This window comes from Euzebya rosea, from assembly GCF_003073135.1.
GTDB classification, from domain to species: Bacteria; Actinomycetota; Nitriliruptoria; order Euzebyales; family Euzebyaceae; genus Euzebya; species Euzebya rosea.
Genome location: NZ_PGDQ01000005.1, coordinates 45,866 through 62,647, shown reverse-complemented (window position 1 = coordinate 62,647; position 16,782 = coordinate 45,866). Strand labels below are relative to the sequence as shown.

Here is a 16,782-nt window from a genome sequence, read left to right as displayed (position 1 = left end):
CTCACCCAAGGGCCAGCACCACCAGCGAATGGTTCAGGTACCCGTGGATGCCGGACAACCGTCCGAACTCCCCGTAGCTGTACACGCCGCAGACGGGTCCGCCGACGGCCGCGTCGAGCAGTGCGCCTTCCTGTCGAACACCCTCCGGGCCGAGGACCGCGTGGCGGGCCACGCAGTCGAACGCCACCACCGCCGCCGGCGGGCCGTCGGGGAAGGGCTCGAGGGCCCCTGCAAGGGCGCTGGAGGTGGCACCGAGCACCGCGTGCCGATCGCTGTCCATGACCCAGGCCTGGCCGCCGGGGGGCACGGCTGCCGCGATGTGGATGGTGCGAGCCTCGAAGTCCGCGGCCGCGACGTGGCGGACCTCCTCACCTGCCAGCTGGGGCAGTCCCAACGGGCGGGTGAGGGCCCAGCGGCTGAACGCCTCGCCGTCGTGCCGGGCCGCCTCGGGGGCGTCGGTGACCTCGAGGTAGACGTCGAGGGCAGGGCGTCCGTCGAGCATCTCCACGACCGCACCGTGGCTGCGGGTGACCTCCAGCGGCCCGTTGGCGCGGTGGCATCCGTGTCCGCGGCCCACACCGAGCGGTCCGTCGGAGGAGATGGCGGCGGCCACGACCGCACCGGTCATGATGTGGTCGTCGTGCAGCTGTGCGGTGCCGTCGAGCACCCCGGCCATGCCGAGCCCACCGCCCACGATCGGCACGTCTGCGCCGGCCACGCGGTACGCGCCGAACACCAGCTCGTCGGCCGCCTGGATCGCGCCGTCGGCGATCATCAGCAGCACCGTGCTGCCCTTCTCCTCGACCTCGTCCAGGCACGACGCCACGGCCTCGCCGGCGTCGGCCACGTCGCTGCCGATCCCCGTGGAGGCCGTGGCCACCGAGAACCCGTCGCCGCCGAGCGCGGTGATGGTGACCCCGTGCGCGCTGCCGTCGTCCGGAGCGACCAGGCCGTTGCTGGCGCCGCCGATGAGGGGGGCCGATGGCACCACGTCCCGGACGCCCGCCAGCACCTCCGTGCCGTCGATGGCCGCGTCCCAGAACACGATCAGCAGCGCGGCGTCGGTGTTCTCGACCGCCGCCAGGGCCGCGTCACGCGCGGCAACACGGGGGACGGGGTCGTCGCCGCGCCCCACGCCCACCCACCGATGGGATGGCAGGGTGAGTGGATCCTCGCGCTGGGGCAGGGGTCGCATGCCTGTCCACATCGGCAGGTGAAACGGGCTCGTGAGCACTGCCCCCTGTCATCAGGGTGACGTTTCGGTGTTCGTTGGTTTCGGCGGGTCGAGGGACGCCACTGGGTTGGCCGGCAACCCCTGGAGGCCGTGGTAGGCGAGCGCCGTGATGTGTGCGGCGACCGTCGCGGCGTCGGGCTGCTGGACGGGCGCCCACCACGCGCCGACGTGGGCGACCATGCCGACCAGCCCACCGGCGTAGATGATCGCCGTGTCCGGATCCAGGCCGCTGCGGACGAAGAAGTCCTGCAGCACGCCCTCGGCCTTGGCGGCGATGTCGGCCAGCAGCCCGCCGATGCCGCCGGTCCCGAGGCTCGACGGCGAGTCGCGGGTCAGCACCCGGAAGCCGTCGGGATCCTCCTCGATGTAGTGGAGGAAGGCCATGGCCGAGGCGTGGACCATCTGCCGTCCGCCCGCCTCGCCGTGGATGTAGGAGGTGATCTTGTCGAGCAGGCGGGTGGACTCGCGGTCGACGACGACGGCGTAGATCCCCTCCTTGCCCCCGAAGTGTTCGTACACCACGGGCTTGGAGACGCCCGCCCGCGCGGCGATCTCCTCGACCGTCGCGCCGTCGTAGCCCACCTCGGCGAAGACGGCCTTGGCGACCCCGACGAGCTGGTCGCGGCGTTCCCGAGCGGTCATGCGTGCCATGGCCTCACCCCTTCGCGTGTCGGATGGTGGGCCGCCCGTCGTCGGAACCCGACACGGCTCCGGGGTGGTCGGCCGGGTCGCCGAGGTGGTGGACGAGGAAGGCGAGGACGTCGGCTCGGGCGTCGATCACCTTGGAGGTGGGCGTCCCGGCGCCGTGGCCGGCCCGGGTGTCGATCCGTGCCAGCACCGGGTTGTCGCAGCCCTGGGCGCGTTGCATCGCGGCGGTGAACTTGAAGGAGTGGGCGGGCACGACCCGGTCGTCGCGGTCGGCGGTGGTGATCAGGGTGGGTGGGTAGCAGGTGCCCTCGGTCAGGGTGTGCAGCGGGGACATCCCGAGGATGCGCGGGAAGTCGTCGGGGTCATCGGGGTCCCCGTAGTCGCTGGTCCAGCCCCAGCCGATGGTGAAGCGGTGGAATCGCAGTAGGTCCAGCACACCCACCTCGGGCACGCAGGCACCGAAGGCCTCGGGGGCCCGGATCATGCTCGCGGCGGCGGTGAGCCCGCCGTTGGACCCGCCGGTGATCGCCAGCTGCGGCGGTGTCGTCCATCCCTCCTCGACCAGCCACGAGGCGCACGCGAGGGCGTCGTCGAAGGTGTGGTGCTTCTGGTCGAGCCGTCCGGCGTCGTGCCACGCCCGTCCGTACTCGGCCCCGCCGCGGAAGCAGCCGACGGCGATCGTGCCACCGCGTTCCAGCCAGGCGGTCCACCACAGCCGGAACTCGGGGGTCAGCGGGATGCCGAACCCGCCGTAGCCGTACAGGATCGTCGGCCCGGGGCCGATCGTGTTGGTGCGATGGATGACGAACATCGGCACGACGGCGCCGTCGGTGGACTCCACCATGACCCGCTCGGTGACGGCGTCGGGCACGCCGGCCGGCGACGGGGTGACCTCGCGCAGGGCGGGCGGTCCGGCGGACAGGTCCAGCCGGTGCACGCTCGCAACGCTGGTGAAGGAGGAGAGGGAGAGGTGCACCGCCGTGTCGTCGCTGCGACCGGTGATGCTGCCGACGCTGCCGAGGTCGGGTAGGTCGACGACGGTGATCCGGGCACCGTCGCGGTCGTGGACGGCCAGCTCGTGGACGGCGTCCACCACGCGGACCACGACGAAGCGACCCGCGACCCACCTGACGGCGACGAGGGCCTCGGCGCGTTCGGCGAGGACCTCGGTGGGCTGGGTGGGGTCGTGGGCGTCGACGGCCAGCAGGCGACCCGAGGGCGCACCGGCGTCGGTGCGGACGAACAGGGTGTCGCCGTCGCTGCCGACGACGGTGTACTCACCGTCGAAGTCGTCCAGCCAGGGGCGGATGTCGGGGGTGGCCGGATCGCCGTCGAGGGCGGCGAGGTGCAGTCGGGTACGGGGTTCGGTGCCCTGCCAGACGGTGACGACCAGCCAGCGGCCGTCCTCGGTCACGGCGGGCGAGAAGCCCCATTCGGGTTCGTCGTCGCGTCGGTGCACGACGGGGTCCGGGCCGTCGTCACCGAGTCGGTGGAGGCGCAGCTGGTGGTGGGTGTTGGTGGCCGCCATCTCCGTGCCGGCCTCGGGCGGGTCGTAGGCGCCGTAGAAGAAGCCGCTGGAGTCCGGCAGCCATGCGGCGCTGGCGAACTTGGCCCAGCGGACCTCGTCGGGCAGGTCCATGCCGGTGGCGACGTCGCGGACGTGCCAGGTGATCCAGTCCGACCCGCCGTCGGAGGTGCCGTAGGCCAGCAGGCGGCCGTCGGGGCTGAGCGCCACGTCGGCGAGCGAGACGGTGCCGTCCTCGCTGAGCTCGGTGGGGTCGAGCAGGACCCGCCCCTCGGCGTCGGGTGCGTCGGCGGTCCACAGGACCGGCTGCTCCTGCACCCCGGTGTTGCGCATCTGCAGCCACGTGTCGGCCCGGTGCCACGGGACTCCGACCTTGGGGTGGTCCCACACCGCGGCAAGCCGGTCGCGCAGCTCGTCCCGTTGCGGGATGGCGCCGAGGTGGGCGTCGGTGACGGCCTTCTGTGCGGACACCCAGTCGGCGACCTCCGGGGACTCCTGGTCCTCCAGCCACCGGTAGGGATCGGCGACGGTCACCCCGTGGATCACGTCGACGACGGTCTCGTCCCGGCGGGTCGTGGGTGCACGCATGCGGCCATCCTGCCCGATGGGTCGGTCGGGCACCGACGCCGACCACCGTCACTCGTCAGCCACCGGATGTTCACGGCACCGGCAGACCCGGTGTTCACGCACGTCGACGGCGACGTTGCTAGCGTCCCCCCTCGCACGTCAACCGCCATCGCCACCATCCACACCGGGAGCCTCCATGTCACTCCGCCGTCCCTCGATCCTCGTCGCGTTGTTGGCGCTGGTCGCCAGCCTCCTCGCGACCAGCCCAGCCCTGTCCATCCCGGCTGCTGCCGCCTCCTGTTCCGGTGCGCCGGTGGTACACGAGGACTTCGAGGACGCCACCGTCACCTACACCCCGTCGGTCGCTGAGTTCAGCGACCTGGCCGGTGACTTCTTCACCCGCACGGACGGCAGCAACGTCGGCGGCTTCTACGAGATCGCCGGTGTCCAGGGCACCAGCTACTTCGCCGCCATGGACACCGACGGCGACGGGCAACCTGCGGTCCTCACCCTGGACTGGACAGGACTGGACGTCACGGGCATGACCGGGCTGGAGTTCTGTGGACTCTTCGCCGAGGACGACGACGGGACGAACCAGGACTGGGACCCGGACAGCTCGGTGCTGGTCCAGGCGCAGCTCGACGGCGGTGGCTACGACACCGTGCTGGCGTTCGAGTCCACCGGTGACACGAACACCGAACCGGCCCTCGACACCGACTTCGACGGGGTCGGAGACGGAACAGCGCTCACCGCGACGTTGACCCAGTTCGCTGCTGGCATCCCCGGCACCGGGTCGACGCTCGACCTGCGGATCATGATCAGCAACCTCGACGCGGGTGACGAGGACATCGCGTTCGACAACGTCGTCGTCACCGACGGCGCGAGCCCCGTCGTGCCCGAGCTGCTCCTCACCGAGGTCGTGGTCACCCCGACCGCCGCGGAGTTCATCGAGATCCACAACCCCGGTGGCGCGAGCGTCGACCTGTCCGACGTCTACCTCACCGACGCAACGTTCGCTGGTGGCGGGACCTACTACTACAACGTCGTCACGGGAACCAACGCTGGCGGTGGCTCGTTCAGCGACTTCCACGCCCGTTTCCCCGACGGGGCCTCGATCGGTGCCGGCGAGTACCAGACCGTGGCCCTGGCCGGCTCGGATGACTTCTTCGCCGCGTTCGCATCCAACCCGACCTACGAGCTGTTCGAGGACGGCGCCAGCGCCGATTCCGTCCCGGACATGCGCGAGGCGTTCGCGGGTTCGATCAACAACCAGGGTGGGCTGACCAACGGTGGGGAGGTCGCGGTCCTGTACCACTGGGACGGTGACAGCGACCTCGTGACCGACCTCGACTACGTCCTGTGGGGCGACACCGCCGAGGCCGTGGACAAGACCGGTGTGGCCATCGACGGCCCCGACGCAGACACCGACGCCACCACGTACCTCGACGACACCGCCATCGCCAACCAGGTGATCGTGGACACCGGGCACTCCGACGGATCGAGCTTCCAGCGGGTCGACCTCGACGAGGGCACCGAGACCATGTCCGGCGGCAACGGCGCGCTCGGCCACGACGAGACGTCGGAGGACCTCGACCAGACCTGGGCGATCGCGACGTCGACCCCCGGTGCCGCCGCCCCAACCGGTGGCGGCGGTGGCACCCCTGCCATCGTGCTGATCCACGAGATCCAGGGCGCCTCCGACACGCCCCCGCTGCCCAACGACACCCGCGTCCAGATCGAGGCGATCGTCGTCGGTGACTTCCAGGGCGGTTCGGCCGCGGGCGGCGACGGCAACCTCGGCGGCTTCTTCGTGCAGGAGGAGGACCTCCAGGCCGACGGGGACCCCGACACCTCCGAAGGCATCTTCGTCTGGCAGGGCAGCTTCGGCGATCCCGCCGTGGATGTGGCAGTCGGCGACCTCGTGACCGTCGAAGCCGACGTCAACGAACGGTTCGGCGACACCCAGCTGGACAACGCCACTGTCACCGTCCAGAGCAGCGGCAACCCCCTCCCCTCGGCCGCGACGGTCACGCTCCCGCTCGACACGGCCGATGCCCTCGAGGCCGTGGAGGGCATGCGGGTCCAGATGGCCCAGGAGCTGTTCGTCACCGAGTACTTCAACCTCGACCGCTTCGGCGAGGTCCTGCTGGCCAGCGGCGCACCGCACCGCCACCCCAACCAGGACAACCTGCCCGGGTCCACGGGGTCCAACGACACCGCGGCGCAGAACCTGCTGAACGAGGTCATGCTCGACGACGGATCCGGCATCCAGAACCCCGAGCCCGTGCCGTTCGTCGAGGATCCCTCGGTCACCCCTTACACCGACAACATCCGACGTGGGCAGTCCGTGACCGGTCTCACGGCCTTCGTGCGTTACGCCACGGGTTCGGGCAGCTCGGGAGAGGAGCGGCACCGCCTGATGGTGCATCCCGACCAGCTGACGTTCGAGGACAGCGATCGAGTCAGGCCGGTCACCCCTCCGGCAGTGGGCGGCGACATCACCGTGGCGTCCTTCAACGTGCTCAACTTCTTCGAGACCATCGACGACGGCGTCAACGACATCTGCGGTCCCGCCGGTGACCAGGAGTGCCGCGGCGCCGACTCCGCCGACGAGCTCGACCGACAGCTCGACAAGACCGTCCAGGCCCTCATCGACCTCGACGCGGACGTGGTCGGCCTGATCGAGATCGAGAACGACACCGACAACACGGCGGTGCAGCTGCTCGTGGACGAGCTCAACGCCGTCCTCGGCGCCGGCACCTGGGCTCAGGTCGAGACCGGTGCCATCGGCACCGACGCCATCCGGCAGGCGTTCGTCTATCGCCCCGCAGCCGTCACCCCGGTCGGCGCCTTCGCCGTCCTCGACACAGCCGACTTCGTCGCACCACTCACCCCCGGCGACCCCAAGAACCGTCCTGCCCTCGCCCAGACCTTCACCACACCCGGCGGCGGCCGCTTCACGGCGGTCATCAACCACCTCAAGTCCAAGGGGTCCGGCTGCGGCGCAGGGGACGACGACCTCGTGACGTTCCAGGGCAACTGCAACGGCACCCGGACCGCAGCGGCACAGGAGCTCGTCGACTGGCTCGCCACCGACCCGACCGGCTCCGGCGACCCCGACGTCCTCGTCCTCGGTGACCTCAACGCCTACGGGATGGAGGACCCGATCCGCACGATCGAGGATGCGGGCTACACCAACCTCGCCGGCACTGCCACCTACGGCTACGTCTTCGACGGGGCCGAGGGCACCCTCGACTACGCCCTCGCCAACGCCTCGCTCGCGTCGCAGGTCACCGGTGCCGCCGAATGGCACATCAACGCCGACGAGGCCGACCTGATCGACTACAACACCGACTTCGGGCGCAACCCCGGGTACTTCAACGGCGACATTCCCTTCCGCGCGTCCGACCACGACCCCGTGGTCGTCGGCCTGGACCTCGACGAACCCAGCACGGGTGGCGGCGGCAACCCGGGCACGCCGACCGAGGAGCCCACCGAACCGCCGACCGGCGACCGGTCGATCCGCGAGCAGTGCGACGACGACGCGACCTGCACGTCGGTGACGGTGTCGCAGCAGACCTTCGTCGACGGCGCGCGTTCGTTGTTCCAGCAGGTCGTCCCGGCGGCTGTCGCCACCGAGGCGCTGCTGGCCAGCGACACCGTCTTCGCCGACGCGCTGGCTTCCGGCGCGCTGCAGGACACCCGTCCGCTGCTGCTCAACGACCCCGACGCCCTCGAGGACGAGGTGCTGGCCGAGATCCAGCGGCTGGGCGTGGGCGCGGTCTGGATCCTCGGCGGCGTCGACGCCGTCGGACAGGACGTCGAGGACGCCCTTGTCGCCGAGGGCCTGGACGTCCGGCGCATCGCCGGACCGACTCGACTGGAGACCGCGCAGGCAGTCGCCGAGCTGGTCGGGACCGCCCAGCCCCTGCTGGCCCGTGCCTTCCCGGGCGACGGTGACGCCACCCAGGCGTTCGCCGACTCGCTCGCGGCAGGCGGCTGGGCCGCCGGCGGCGACCGGTCGGTCCTGCTGTCGCAGACCGAGGTGCTCAGCGACTCGACCGCCGCACACCTGGAGGCGTCGATCGCCAGCGAGGCCACCCTCGTCGGCGGGCCGGCAGCGCTGGCCGATGCCGTCCTCGACGCGGTCCGCGACCTGGGCTTCACCAGCGACCGGGTCGCCGGTGCCAACCGCTTCGACACCGCGGCACGGATCGCGACGGAACGTGGCTTCGGCGACGACCGCCGGGCCGACGTCGTCATCATCAGCGAGGGCCAGGCCGACGACGCGTGGGAGGGCGGCTTCACCGCTGCGGCACCCGCTGCGGTGTTCGACGCACCGATCCTGCTGGCGAACGGCGACGACCTGCCGCCGGAGACCCTCGCGGCCCTGGCCGACATGGTCGAGGCCGACGCCGAGGTCATGTGCCTGGCCTCCTCCGCCGCCTGCGAGGCGGCGGTCGAGGCGATCGGCTAGCGCGGCCATCGGACGACGACGGCCCCCTCCCACCACGGGAGGGGGCCGATGTCGTCAGCGGGATCAGCCCATCCGGCCCAGCAGGTGGGCGACCAGGCTGGCGCCGACCACGCCGGCGGTCTCGGTGCGCAGGATCGAGGGACCGAGCGCGCACGGCGTCAGGCCGCTCGCCTCGACCTCCCTCGGCGTGAACCCTCCCTCCGGCCCGACGGCCACCACGATCTCCGGCGCCTCGGGCAGCCCACGAACCGCCTCCGACAGCGGCAGCACAGCCTCCTCCCACAGCACCACACCCACGGCCCCCGGCACCGGCCACTCCCCGATCGGATCGATGACGGGCAGCCGTGCACGACGGGACTGCTGGGCAGCCGCCCGGGCGATGGCCTCCCACCGGTCCTGCAGGCGGTCGGCCTTGCCGTCGGGGCGCTTGACGGTGCGCTCGGACACGACCGGACGGATCCGGTCGACGCCGACCTCGGTGAGGCGCTGGACCACCTCCTCCATCTTCTTGCCCTTTGGGAGGCTCTGGACGACGCACAGGCTCGGCGAGGGTCGCGGCAGGTGGTAGCGCTGGCCGATCCTGACCGTCACCGACCGGCGGTCGACGTCCTCGACCTCGGCGGCGAACACCGCTCCGCTGCCGTCGGCGAGGCTCACCGGTTGGCCGGCGCGCACCCGCAGGACGCCGGCCAGGTGATGGCCCTCGTCCCCGTCGACGACCACACGGTCGGCATCACCGAACGGGGGGACGAAGACGTGGTGGCCGCGGGTGGGCAGGCCGGGCCTGGTCACCCGCCGAACGCGTCGCGAAGGCGTCCGAAGAAGCCACGGCCACCGGACTGCTCGTCGACGTGTTCGCCGCGCCGCTGGGCCATGGCCTTCAGCAGCTCGCGGTCGTCGTGGTCGAGGTTGCGGGGCGTCTCGACGCGGCAGTGCACGAACAGGTCTCCGCGCTGGTGGCCGTCCATGCCGAGACGGGGCATGCCCTTGCGCTTCAGGGTGATGACGTCGCCGAACTGGGTGCCGCCCGGGACCGCCACCTCCTCGTGCCCATCGAGGGTCTCGAGGTCCAGCTTGGTCCCGAGCGCCGCCTGGATCATGGAGATCCGCAGCTCGCAGTGCAGGTCGTCGCCGTCACGCGTGAAGACGTCGTGGGGTTCGACGTTCACGCGCACGTAGAGGTCACCGGCCGGGCCGCCGTTGCGACCAGCCTCTCCCCTGCCGGTCAGGCGGACACGGCGACCGTCGTCGATGCCGACGGGCACGGGGATGGTCAACGTCTCCGTGGTCTGCTGGCGCCCGTCCCCGCGGCAGTCCCGGCAGGGGTCGGCGACGGTCTTGCCGGTGCCCTGGCAGTCGGGGCACGTCGTCTGGGTCAACATCTGCCCGAAGATCCCGTTGCGGACCCGCTGGACGGCACCCTGTCCACGACAGGTGCTGCACGTCACCGGGCGGGACCCGTCTGCGGCGCCGGTCCCGCTGCACGTCGTGCAGGTGCGGTTGAGGGTGACCTCGACCTCCTTGTCCACGCCGGTGGCGGCTTCCTGGAGGGTCACGCTCACGTCGACGATGGCGTTGCGGCCGCTGCCGGAGGCGTCCTGGCGAGCGCTCGGCCCCCCTGCCCGGGGACCGAAGAAGGCGTTGAGCAGGTCCGAGAGGTCACCGAAGCCGGCGAACGGGTCGCCGCCGCCCATGCCTCCGCCGGGGCCCCGTGGGTCACCGAACCGGTCGTAGTTGGCGCGGGCCTGGGGGTTCTTCAGCACCTCGTAGGCGGCGGAGAGCTCCTTGAACGCCTCTTCCTCACCACCCTGGTCGGGGTGCAGCTCTCGCGCCTTGCGGCGGTAGGCCTTCTTGATGTCTGCGTCGGTGGCGTCCTTGGACACCCCGAGCACGTCGTAGAGATCACGCACGGTCGGCATCATTCATCGCTGTTCGTCGGGTGCGGAGGGTTGGAGGTCCTGAGGCGGTCCGCCGTCCGCGAGGGACCGGTGCCGGTCATGCCGGCGATGGCCCGCTCCAGGGTGTCGGCGACCGCCCGGACGGCGCCGAGGGTGGCGCGGTAGTCCATGCGGCTTGGGCCCAGCACGCCGATCTGGCCGGCGGACTCGCTGGGGGCGTCGTAGGAGGACGCCACGATGGCGCAGGCCTCGAGCTCGCGCAGGGGCAGCTCGGCACCGATGCGGACACCGGGATCGGCGTCCGCCAGCGCATCCTGCAGGACCTGCAGGACGACGACCTGTTCCTCGAGCGTCTCGTAGACCCGCTTGACCTGCTCGAGCCGGGCGAACTGTCCTTCGGCCGCAAGGGCGGAGGTGCCGCCCACGTAGAGGCCCCGCGATCGGGTGTCGGGGTCCTCGATGCCGGAGCGGACGGCCTCGGCCACTCGCTCGATCAGCTCGGTCAGCTCGCTGGGGGCGCCGGCGGACAAACCGGAGATCGCGTCGGGTGCGTCGTGGCCACGAAGGCCGGTCGCGGCGGCGTTGATCGCGTGGCGCGCTCGTTGCACGTCGACCTCGGCCAGCGGTTCGGCGAGCTCGACCATGCGCTTGGTGACCCGTCCGGTGTCGGCGATGGCCACGGCCAGGATCGTGGCGGGCGCCAGCTGCACGAGCTCGATGTGCTTGAGCCGTGACCGGTCGAGTCGTGGCGCCGCGACGAGCCCGGCGAAGCGGGTCAGCCGGGACAGGGCCGTCGTGGCCTTGTGCAGCAGGTCCTCGAGGTCGGTGGCACCGGCGAGCAGGTCGTCGAGCAGCGCGACCTGTTCGGCGGACACGTCGGGGTCGGCGCTGGTCTGGCCCCGGAGGGCGTCGACGAAGAAGCGGTACCCCTTGTCGGTGGGGATGCGTCCGGCGGAGGTGTGGGGGTGGCTGATGTAGCCGGCCTCCTCCAGCGCGGCCATCTCGTTGCGGACGGTCGCCGAGGACACCGACAGGCCCGCCTCGTCGACGACGCTGCGCGATCCCACGGGCTCCCCCACCCGGACGTAGGCGCGCACGACCGCGAGCAGGACGGCGGACTTGCGCTCGTCCAGCTCGGGTACCGCTGCGGTCGGGTCGATTGCCACGGCCCCCAATGGTGCCACCTCCCCTCCACCGGCTCACCGCACCCACCGGCCGGACGGTCCAGGACTCCCTGCCGATGAATCCTCGAGTCGAGAACCCGGGTAGCCACAATACTGCAATATGGATTGCTTTAGGGTGTCCTACTCAGCGTGAACACCGTTCACTGAGAGCTAGTCATTGATGACCACTCCTGCTTCTGTCAGCCAATAGCCTCCACAGATCGGCGGCGATCTTTCACACACCGTGAGTTCCAGGCGGTGGCGACCGTATCCACCTGCGAACGGCACTCGACCACGATCCAGATGGGGGCAGCACATGCACGGGGTAGGGGACGCGAGGCGGACGTGGGCCGTCGGCCGCAGCGAGCAGGACTGCTGGCACATCCGATGACGGTCCTGGCCGCGGTCGCTGCCACGACGCTTGTCGTCTGTGCCGGTCTGGCGCTGCTGGTCCTGCGGAGGTACCGCCGATCCGACCCCTCGACGACGGACCAGGACCACAGGCCCGACGCCGAGGACGTCATCGCCGCAGCGCTGGCGCGTCGCCGGGCATCGGGCATCTCCCTCGTGGTGGTCCTTGCTGGCGTTGACCATCCGGACTCGACCGCCCTCGGCACGGGGGGCCCCGAACCAGCTTGCCCCTCCTCTCCCAGCTGGCCAAGGAGGACCCAGCCTCGGATCAGGTCGTGTCCATGGGCGAACATGTCGTGTGCCTCGTGACGGATGCCACTCCCGACGCTGCGACTGCACGCGCCCTGCAGATGGTCCACCGCCTCGAGGAACGGATCCTGTCACGGGATGTCGGACTGGTTCCCGGCGTCCTGCTGCGCACAGGGATGGCGTCGGCCCCCGTGGACGGTGACAGCCCCGGGGAGCTGGTTCGCGTCGCAGCGGCAGCCATGTACGGCGCAACCGGAGGTCATGACGCACCGGTCCGGCGCCCGCATGTGGAACCCGGTGTGCGCCGCCGGCCCGAGATCATCCGGCTGCCCGACCCGATGGACACCCTCGAGGTGGCCTACCAGCCCAAGGTCGCCTTCAGCGACGGCAGGCTGGTCGGGGCCGAGGCGCTCGTCCGGTGGCCGCCGTCGGGCGGCACGCGGGTGCCCGCCCAGACGATCGTGGAGATGGCCCGGAGCGCCGGACGCCTGATCGAGCTGACCGACGTCGTGATGCGCCAGGCGGCAGGTCACTGTGCCCGCATGCGCGACGCGGGGTTCACGGTGCCGATCTCCATCAACCTGACCGGGGACGACGTGGCCGACCCGCGGCTCCCCCAGCGGCTCGACACCGTGCTCGGCGAGCACGACCTGCCTCGTGACAGCCTCGTGCTGGAGGTCACCGAGACCGCGTTGCTGACCCGCGAGGTCGAGGCGCTGGGGGTCATCCCGCAGCTGGCCGAGCTCGGCACGCGCGTGTCGGTCGATGACTTCGGGACCGGCTACTCCTCGCTGTCACACCTCCGCCGCTTCCCGATCCACGAGATCAAGATCGACATGTCGTTCGTCGACCGGATGGTCCTCGAGCCGCTCGACGCCGTGATCGTGCGGTCGATCATCGAGATGGGCCACGGCCTCGGCATGGACGTGGTCGCGGAGGGGGTCGAGACGGCCGACACGTGGGCGGTCCTGGCTGAGCTCGGCACCGACATCGCCCAGGGACATCACGTCATGCGCGCCGTCGACCCAGCGACGTTCCTCGCCTGGGCCAGGTTCCGACGGCAACGGGCCACGCCGGCAGCCACCGCCGAGCAACCCCGGGGCTGAGCTCGGCTGGCTGGCTCAGGCCAGCTCGCGGATGACGGCACCAGCCAGGGGCATGCCCGCCGGGGTCAGCGCCAGCCGGTCCCCAGCCCGCATGGTCAGCAGGCCCCGACCGATCAGCCGGGCGACGGTCGCTGCGTCCAGCGGTTGGACGTCCTCGCGCGGCACGCCCTCGGTGACCCGCAGGCCCATCATGAGCCGTTCGAGCCGACGGGCGTCGCCGTCGGGGTGCTCCTCGCCGCCCAGCGGCTCCCGGCCGGCGGCAACCATCCGGGCGTACTTGTCGGGGTCCCGCACCAGCCAGTAGCGCCGTCCCTCCCACGCCCCGTGGGCGCCCGACCCGAACGCCAGCCAGTCGTTGCCCCGCCAGTACGTCAGGTTGTGGCGGGACTCCATGCCGGGTCGCGCCCAGTTGGAGACCTCGTAGCGCTGCATGCCCGCCGCCCCCAACCGTTCGTCGGTGACGGCCATGCGCGCGGCCTGCACGTCCTCGTCCGGGGCCAGGGCGTCGTCGGTTCGCACACGCGCGGCGTAGGGCGTGTTGGGCTCCACGGTCAGGGCGTAGGCCGACACGTGGCTGGTGCCCAGCTCGACCGCCCGGTCGAGCGTGGCCGCCCACGACGCGTCGGTCTCGCCGGGGGTGCCGTAGATCAGGTCGATGCTCAGCCGGTCGATGCCGGCATCGCGCAGGTGGCCGATCGCGCGGGGCACGCTGTCGGGGTCGTGCCAGCGGCCGAGGGTCGACAGGACGCGGGTGTCGAAGGACTGGGCCCCGAGGGAGATCCGGTTGACCCCGCCCTCGGCGAGGGCGGCGGCCATCTCGGCGTCGACGGTCTCGGGGTTGGCCTCCACCGTCCACTCGGCGTCCTCGGCGAAGGCGAAGGTGTCGTGGAGGGCCTGCAGCACCCGTCGGAGGTCGGCCGGCGGCAGGTAGGTCGGGGTCCCGCCGCCCACGAAGACCGACCCGAACGTCGTGGACGGTCGGGGCGTCCGCGTGATGTGGCTCGACAGCGCGTCGACATAGGCGGGGATCGCCTCGTCGCGGTCGGCGAACGTCGTGAAGTCGCAGTAGTCGCAGCGACGCAGGCAGAACGGGACGTGCACGTAGATGCCGGGCAGCCGCTCGGCCACGACGGGGGCGGGGGCGGTCGGGGGCGTCACGACGGAAGGGTAGCCGGGACGGGAAACGCCGAACGGGCGCCCACCCGGGCGCCCGTTCGTCGTGGTGCGGCAGCCGTCACTCCCGGATGGCGTCCAGGATCTGTCCCTCGACCTGCTCGGAGACCGCCGCGGGTCCGCCGACGATCACCGCGGTGGTGATCTCCTCGGCGAAGCCGGACAGGTAGGTCTTCGTGGCCGGTGAGTTGGCCAGGTCATCGGGGTTGGTCAGCATCAGCCCGGCGTCCTGCCGGTAGGCGCCGACGGACCCGGTCAGGGCGTCGGGGAAGTCGTGACCGCTGGCGACCCAGGTGATGTCGCGGATGGCGCCGAGTGCGACGGCCTCCTCGATGAAGGCCACCGAGGTCTCGAACCGGTTGAGGCCGGCAAGGCGGCGCGTCTGGTAGGCGCGGTTCAGCTCGGCCTCGACCGACGGCTCGATCGCGACCTCACCACCGCCGATGTAGACCATGTTGCCGGCTTCGCCGTCGAGGATGGCCGGCAGCGCCGCCGCGGAGGCGTCGTTGAGGTCGTCGGAGTCGGTCAGGAGGATCGGTGACCGGGCGTGGGTGGCCAGGTTGGCCGCCGACATGGCGTCGGGGAAGATGTCGGCGCGGACCAGCGTGGCGCGGGCCACGGGTCCGCCGATGCGGACGATCTCGAAGGCGATGGCCCGAGCGGTGGTGTAGCGGCTGTCGCCGGCGACACGGATGACGTTGATGCCCTCGGCCTCGAGGTCATCGGCGATGGAGGCGCTCAGCGCGGCCTCGCCGCCGGCCAGGTAGACCTCGTCGACGTCGAGCCGCTGGATCTCCGCCAGGTTGTCGGGGTGGAGCTCACCCGGGGCGTTGAGCAGCAGCGGCGCGCACAGCTCGGCCGCCAGGCCGGACGCGGCGAGGGCGTCGGGGAACATGTCCGAGCGTGCCATGACGACCGCGTTGGCCTCGTTGACCGACAGCATGCCGGAGACCCGCAGGGCGGTGTCGACGCGATCGTCGCCGCCCAGCCGGGAGGTACTGGAGAACGTGCCGGTGGTGATCGGCGAGTCGCACGGGTCGGTCTCGCCGCCGTCCCAGGTGAAGCCGGCGGACAGGCCAGAGCGGCCGATGCCGCAGGTGCCGTAGGCGACGGCGTCGTTGAAGTACGAACCGCTGGCCAGCGGGTCGGGTAGCACGGACGTGATCGTGCCGGTCAGGCTGTCGCCCGGTTCGAGGACGACGGGCTCGATCTCGTAGACCAGGCCGTTCTCGCCGCGGGGGGTGGGCTCGACGTCGGTGAGGACCTCGCCGGTGCCGTCCGCGGTGAGGGGCAGCGGCAGGAAGTCCACGATCCGGTTCACGGTGCAGGCCGCCTCGTCGACGTTGGTGACGTCGATGGCGTAGGTGACGGTGTCACCGGGCTCGACGGCGACGGTGCCGTCGTCGCCGGGGGTGGCGTCGACGATCGACTTCTGCACCGAGAGGCCCTCGGGGTCGATCGGGGGCCACGGCGGCGGGGTGTCGCCGCAGTCGACGCTGCTGTGGGCCTCCGACACGATGATCTCGCTGTCGACGGCGCCGGTCAGGGGGTCGAGGGTGCGGATGTGCAGGCCACGAACGGTCCAGCCGATGCCGTCGCTGTCCGGCACGACCTCCTTGATGGTGACGCGGGCCAGGTTGGGGATCTCGATCTCGGTGTTGAACGGCACGTCGACGGGGATGGCCTCGCCACCGATGGTCAGACCGGTGAGTGCGGTGCCAGCAGCAGCCTCCTCCAGCGTCTGCTCGGTGCAGGTCGTGGTGGACACGGCGGCGACCGCGTCGGCGGTCACGACGTGGGCGTCGCCGACGGCGGGCTGCAGCAGGTCGACATCGGTGGTGACGGCGGTGCCGCGGGCCATGGGTGCGAAGATGTCGGCCTCGACCGTGATCTCCGCGACGTTCGCCCCGCCGGCGGAAGGGCCGTCGCCGACCGGGCCGGCGTCGAGCACCGAGTCACGGGCGTTGGGCATCATCGCGTCGCTGGCGGTGACGCTGAGGAAGGGCTCGGGCTGGATGTGGACGACGTCGTTGCCGAGCAGGTCCACGTCCGCCTCGAACCCGAAGGCATCGGCCGCAGCGGCGGCGCGCCGGGACGACGCTGAGCGCCTCCTGGGCGCTGGCCGGCACAACCGTGGCCAGCAGCGCAGCCACCACGGCCACCGCCACTGCCATCGCTGTCGTTCGTCGGGCTGCAGGATTCCGTCCGTGCGCCCCCGTGCTCGCTGCTGACATCGCGTTGCTCCCGTCTTTCGGCACGACGGGAACGAGCCCGTGCGCCTTCGCTGTGTGTACGCAACGCACATCGACGGGCTAGTACGGAATCTTTAGG

Annotated in this window: 10 protein-coding genes; 2 read left to right on the top strand and 8 right to left on the bottom strand. The window is 71.4% G+C overall.

Going from position 1 to position 16,782, the window contains the following annotated elements; translation table 11 throughout:
* Position 1 precedes the first annotated feature (1 nt).
* The 3 genes from CUC05_RS07455 to CUC05_RS07445 are packed head-to-tail and all read right to left on the bottom strand — an operon-like array spanning position 2 to position 3,995.
* Positions 2 to 1,195 carry an FIST signal transduction protein gene (locus CUC05_RS07455; RefSeq protein ID WP_170127947.1) on the bottom strand — a complete coding sequence of 398 codons (1,194 nt, stop codon included), beginning with the start codon at positions 1,193 to 1,195 and terminating at the stop codon, positions 2 to 4.
* Positions 1,196 to 1,246: 51 nt separating this feature from the next.
* Positions 1,247 to 1,885 carry a TetR/AcrR family transcriptional regulator gene (locus CUC05_RS07450; RefSeq protein WP_108665473.1) on the bottom strand — a complete coding sequence of 213 codons (639 nt, stop codon included), beginning with the start codon at positions 1,883 to 1,885 and terminating at the stop codon, positions 1,247 to 1,249.
* 4 nt (positions 1,886 to 1,889) lie between these two features.
* A complete protein-coding gene (locus CUC05_RS07445) occupies positions 1,890 to 3,995 on the bottom strand; it encodes a prolyl oligopeptidase family serine peptidase (RefSeq protein ID WP_108665472.1) in 2,106 nt (701 codons plus the stop codon).
* Positions 3,996 to 4,170: 175 nt separating this feature from the next.
* Here CUC05_RS07445 and CUC05_RS07440 point away from each other — a divergent pair, with 175 nt between their 5' ends.
* The gene (locus CUC05_RS07440) at positions 4,171 to 8,451 is read left to right on the top strand and encodes an ExeM/NucH family extracellular endonuclease (protein ID WP_170127946.1); all 4,281 of its coding nucleotides are present in this window, start codon (positions 4,171 to 4,173) and stop codon (positions 8,449 to 8,451) included.
* 63 nt (positions 8,452 to 8,514) lie between these two features.
* On the opposite strand, the gene CUC05_RS07435 is transcribed toward CUC05_RS07440, so the two are convergent.
* The 3 genes from CUC05_RS07435 to hrcA are packed head-to-tail and all read right to left on the bottom strand — an operon-like array spanning position 8,515 to position 11,515.
* Positions 8,515 to 9,243: an RsmE family RNA methyltransferase gene (locus tag CUC05_RS07435; RefSeq protein ID WP_108665470.1), complete on the bottom strand. Its 729-nt coding sequence runs from the start codon at positions 9,241 to 9,243 to the stop codon at positions 8,515 to 8,517.
* Entirely contained in the window at positions 9,240 to 10,370 is a 1,131-nt protein-coding gene (gene dnaJ, locus CUC05_RS07430) for a molecular chaperone DnaJ (RefSeq protein ID WP_108665757.1), read from the bottom strand. Before dnaJ ends, CUC05_RS07435 begins: the two co-directional genes overlap by 4 nt.
* The gene (hrcA, locus tag CUC05_RS07425; RefSeq protein WP_157965322.1) at positions 10,370 to 11,515 is read right to left on the bottom strand and encodes a heat-inducible transcriptional repressor HrcA; all 1,146 of its coding nucleotides are present in this window, start codon (positions 11,513 to 11,515) and stop codon (positions 10,370 to 10,372) included. Before hrcA ends, dnaJ begins: the two co-directional genes overlap by 1 nt.
* Before the next feature lie 689 nt (positions 11,516 to 12,204).
* Between hrcA and CUC05_RS07420 the strand changes: the two genes are divergently transcribed.
* Positions 12,205 to 13,278 carry a GGDEF domain-containing phosphodiesterase gene (locus CUC05_RS07420; RefSeq protein WP_157965321.1) on the top strand — a complete coding sequence of 358 codons (1,074 nt, stop codon included), beginning with the start codon at positions 12,205 to 12,207 and terminating at the stop codon, positions 13,276 to 13,278.
* Positions 13,279 to 13,293: 15 nt separating this feature from the next.
* Here CUC05_RS07420 and hemW read toward each other — a convergent pair whose 3' ends face one another.
* Positions 13,294 to 14,436: a radical SAM family heme chaperone HemW gene (gene hemW, locus CUC05_RS07415; protein WP_108665467.1), complete on the bottom strand. Its 1,143-nt coding sequence runs from the start codon at positions 14,434 to 14,436 to the stop codon at positions 13,294 to 13,296.
* Positions 14,437 to 14,512: 76 nt separating this feature from the next.
* Positions 14,513 to 16,756 (bottom strand): cell wall-binding repeat-containing protein, encoded by a 2,244-nt coding sequence (locus CUC05_RS07410; RefSeq protein WP_108665466.1) that lies wholly within the window; start codon positions 16,754 to 16,756, stop codon positions 14,513 to 14,515.
* Positions 16,757 to 16,782 lie beyond the last annotated feature (26 nt).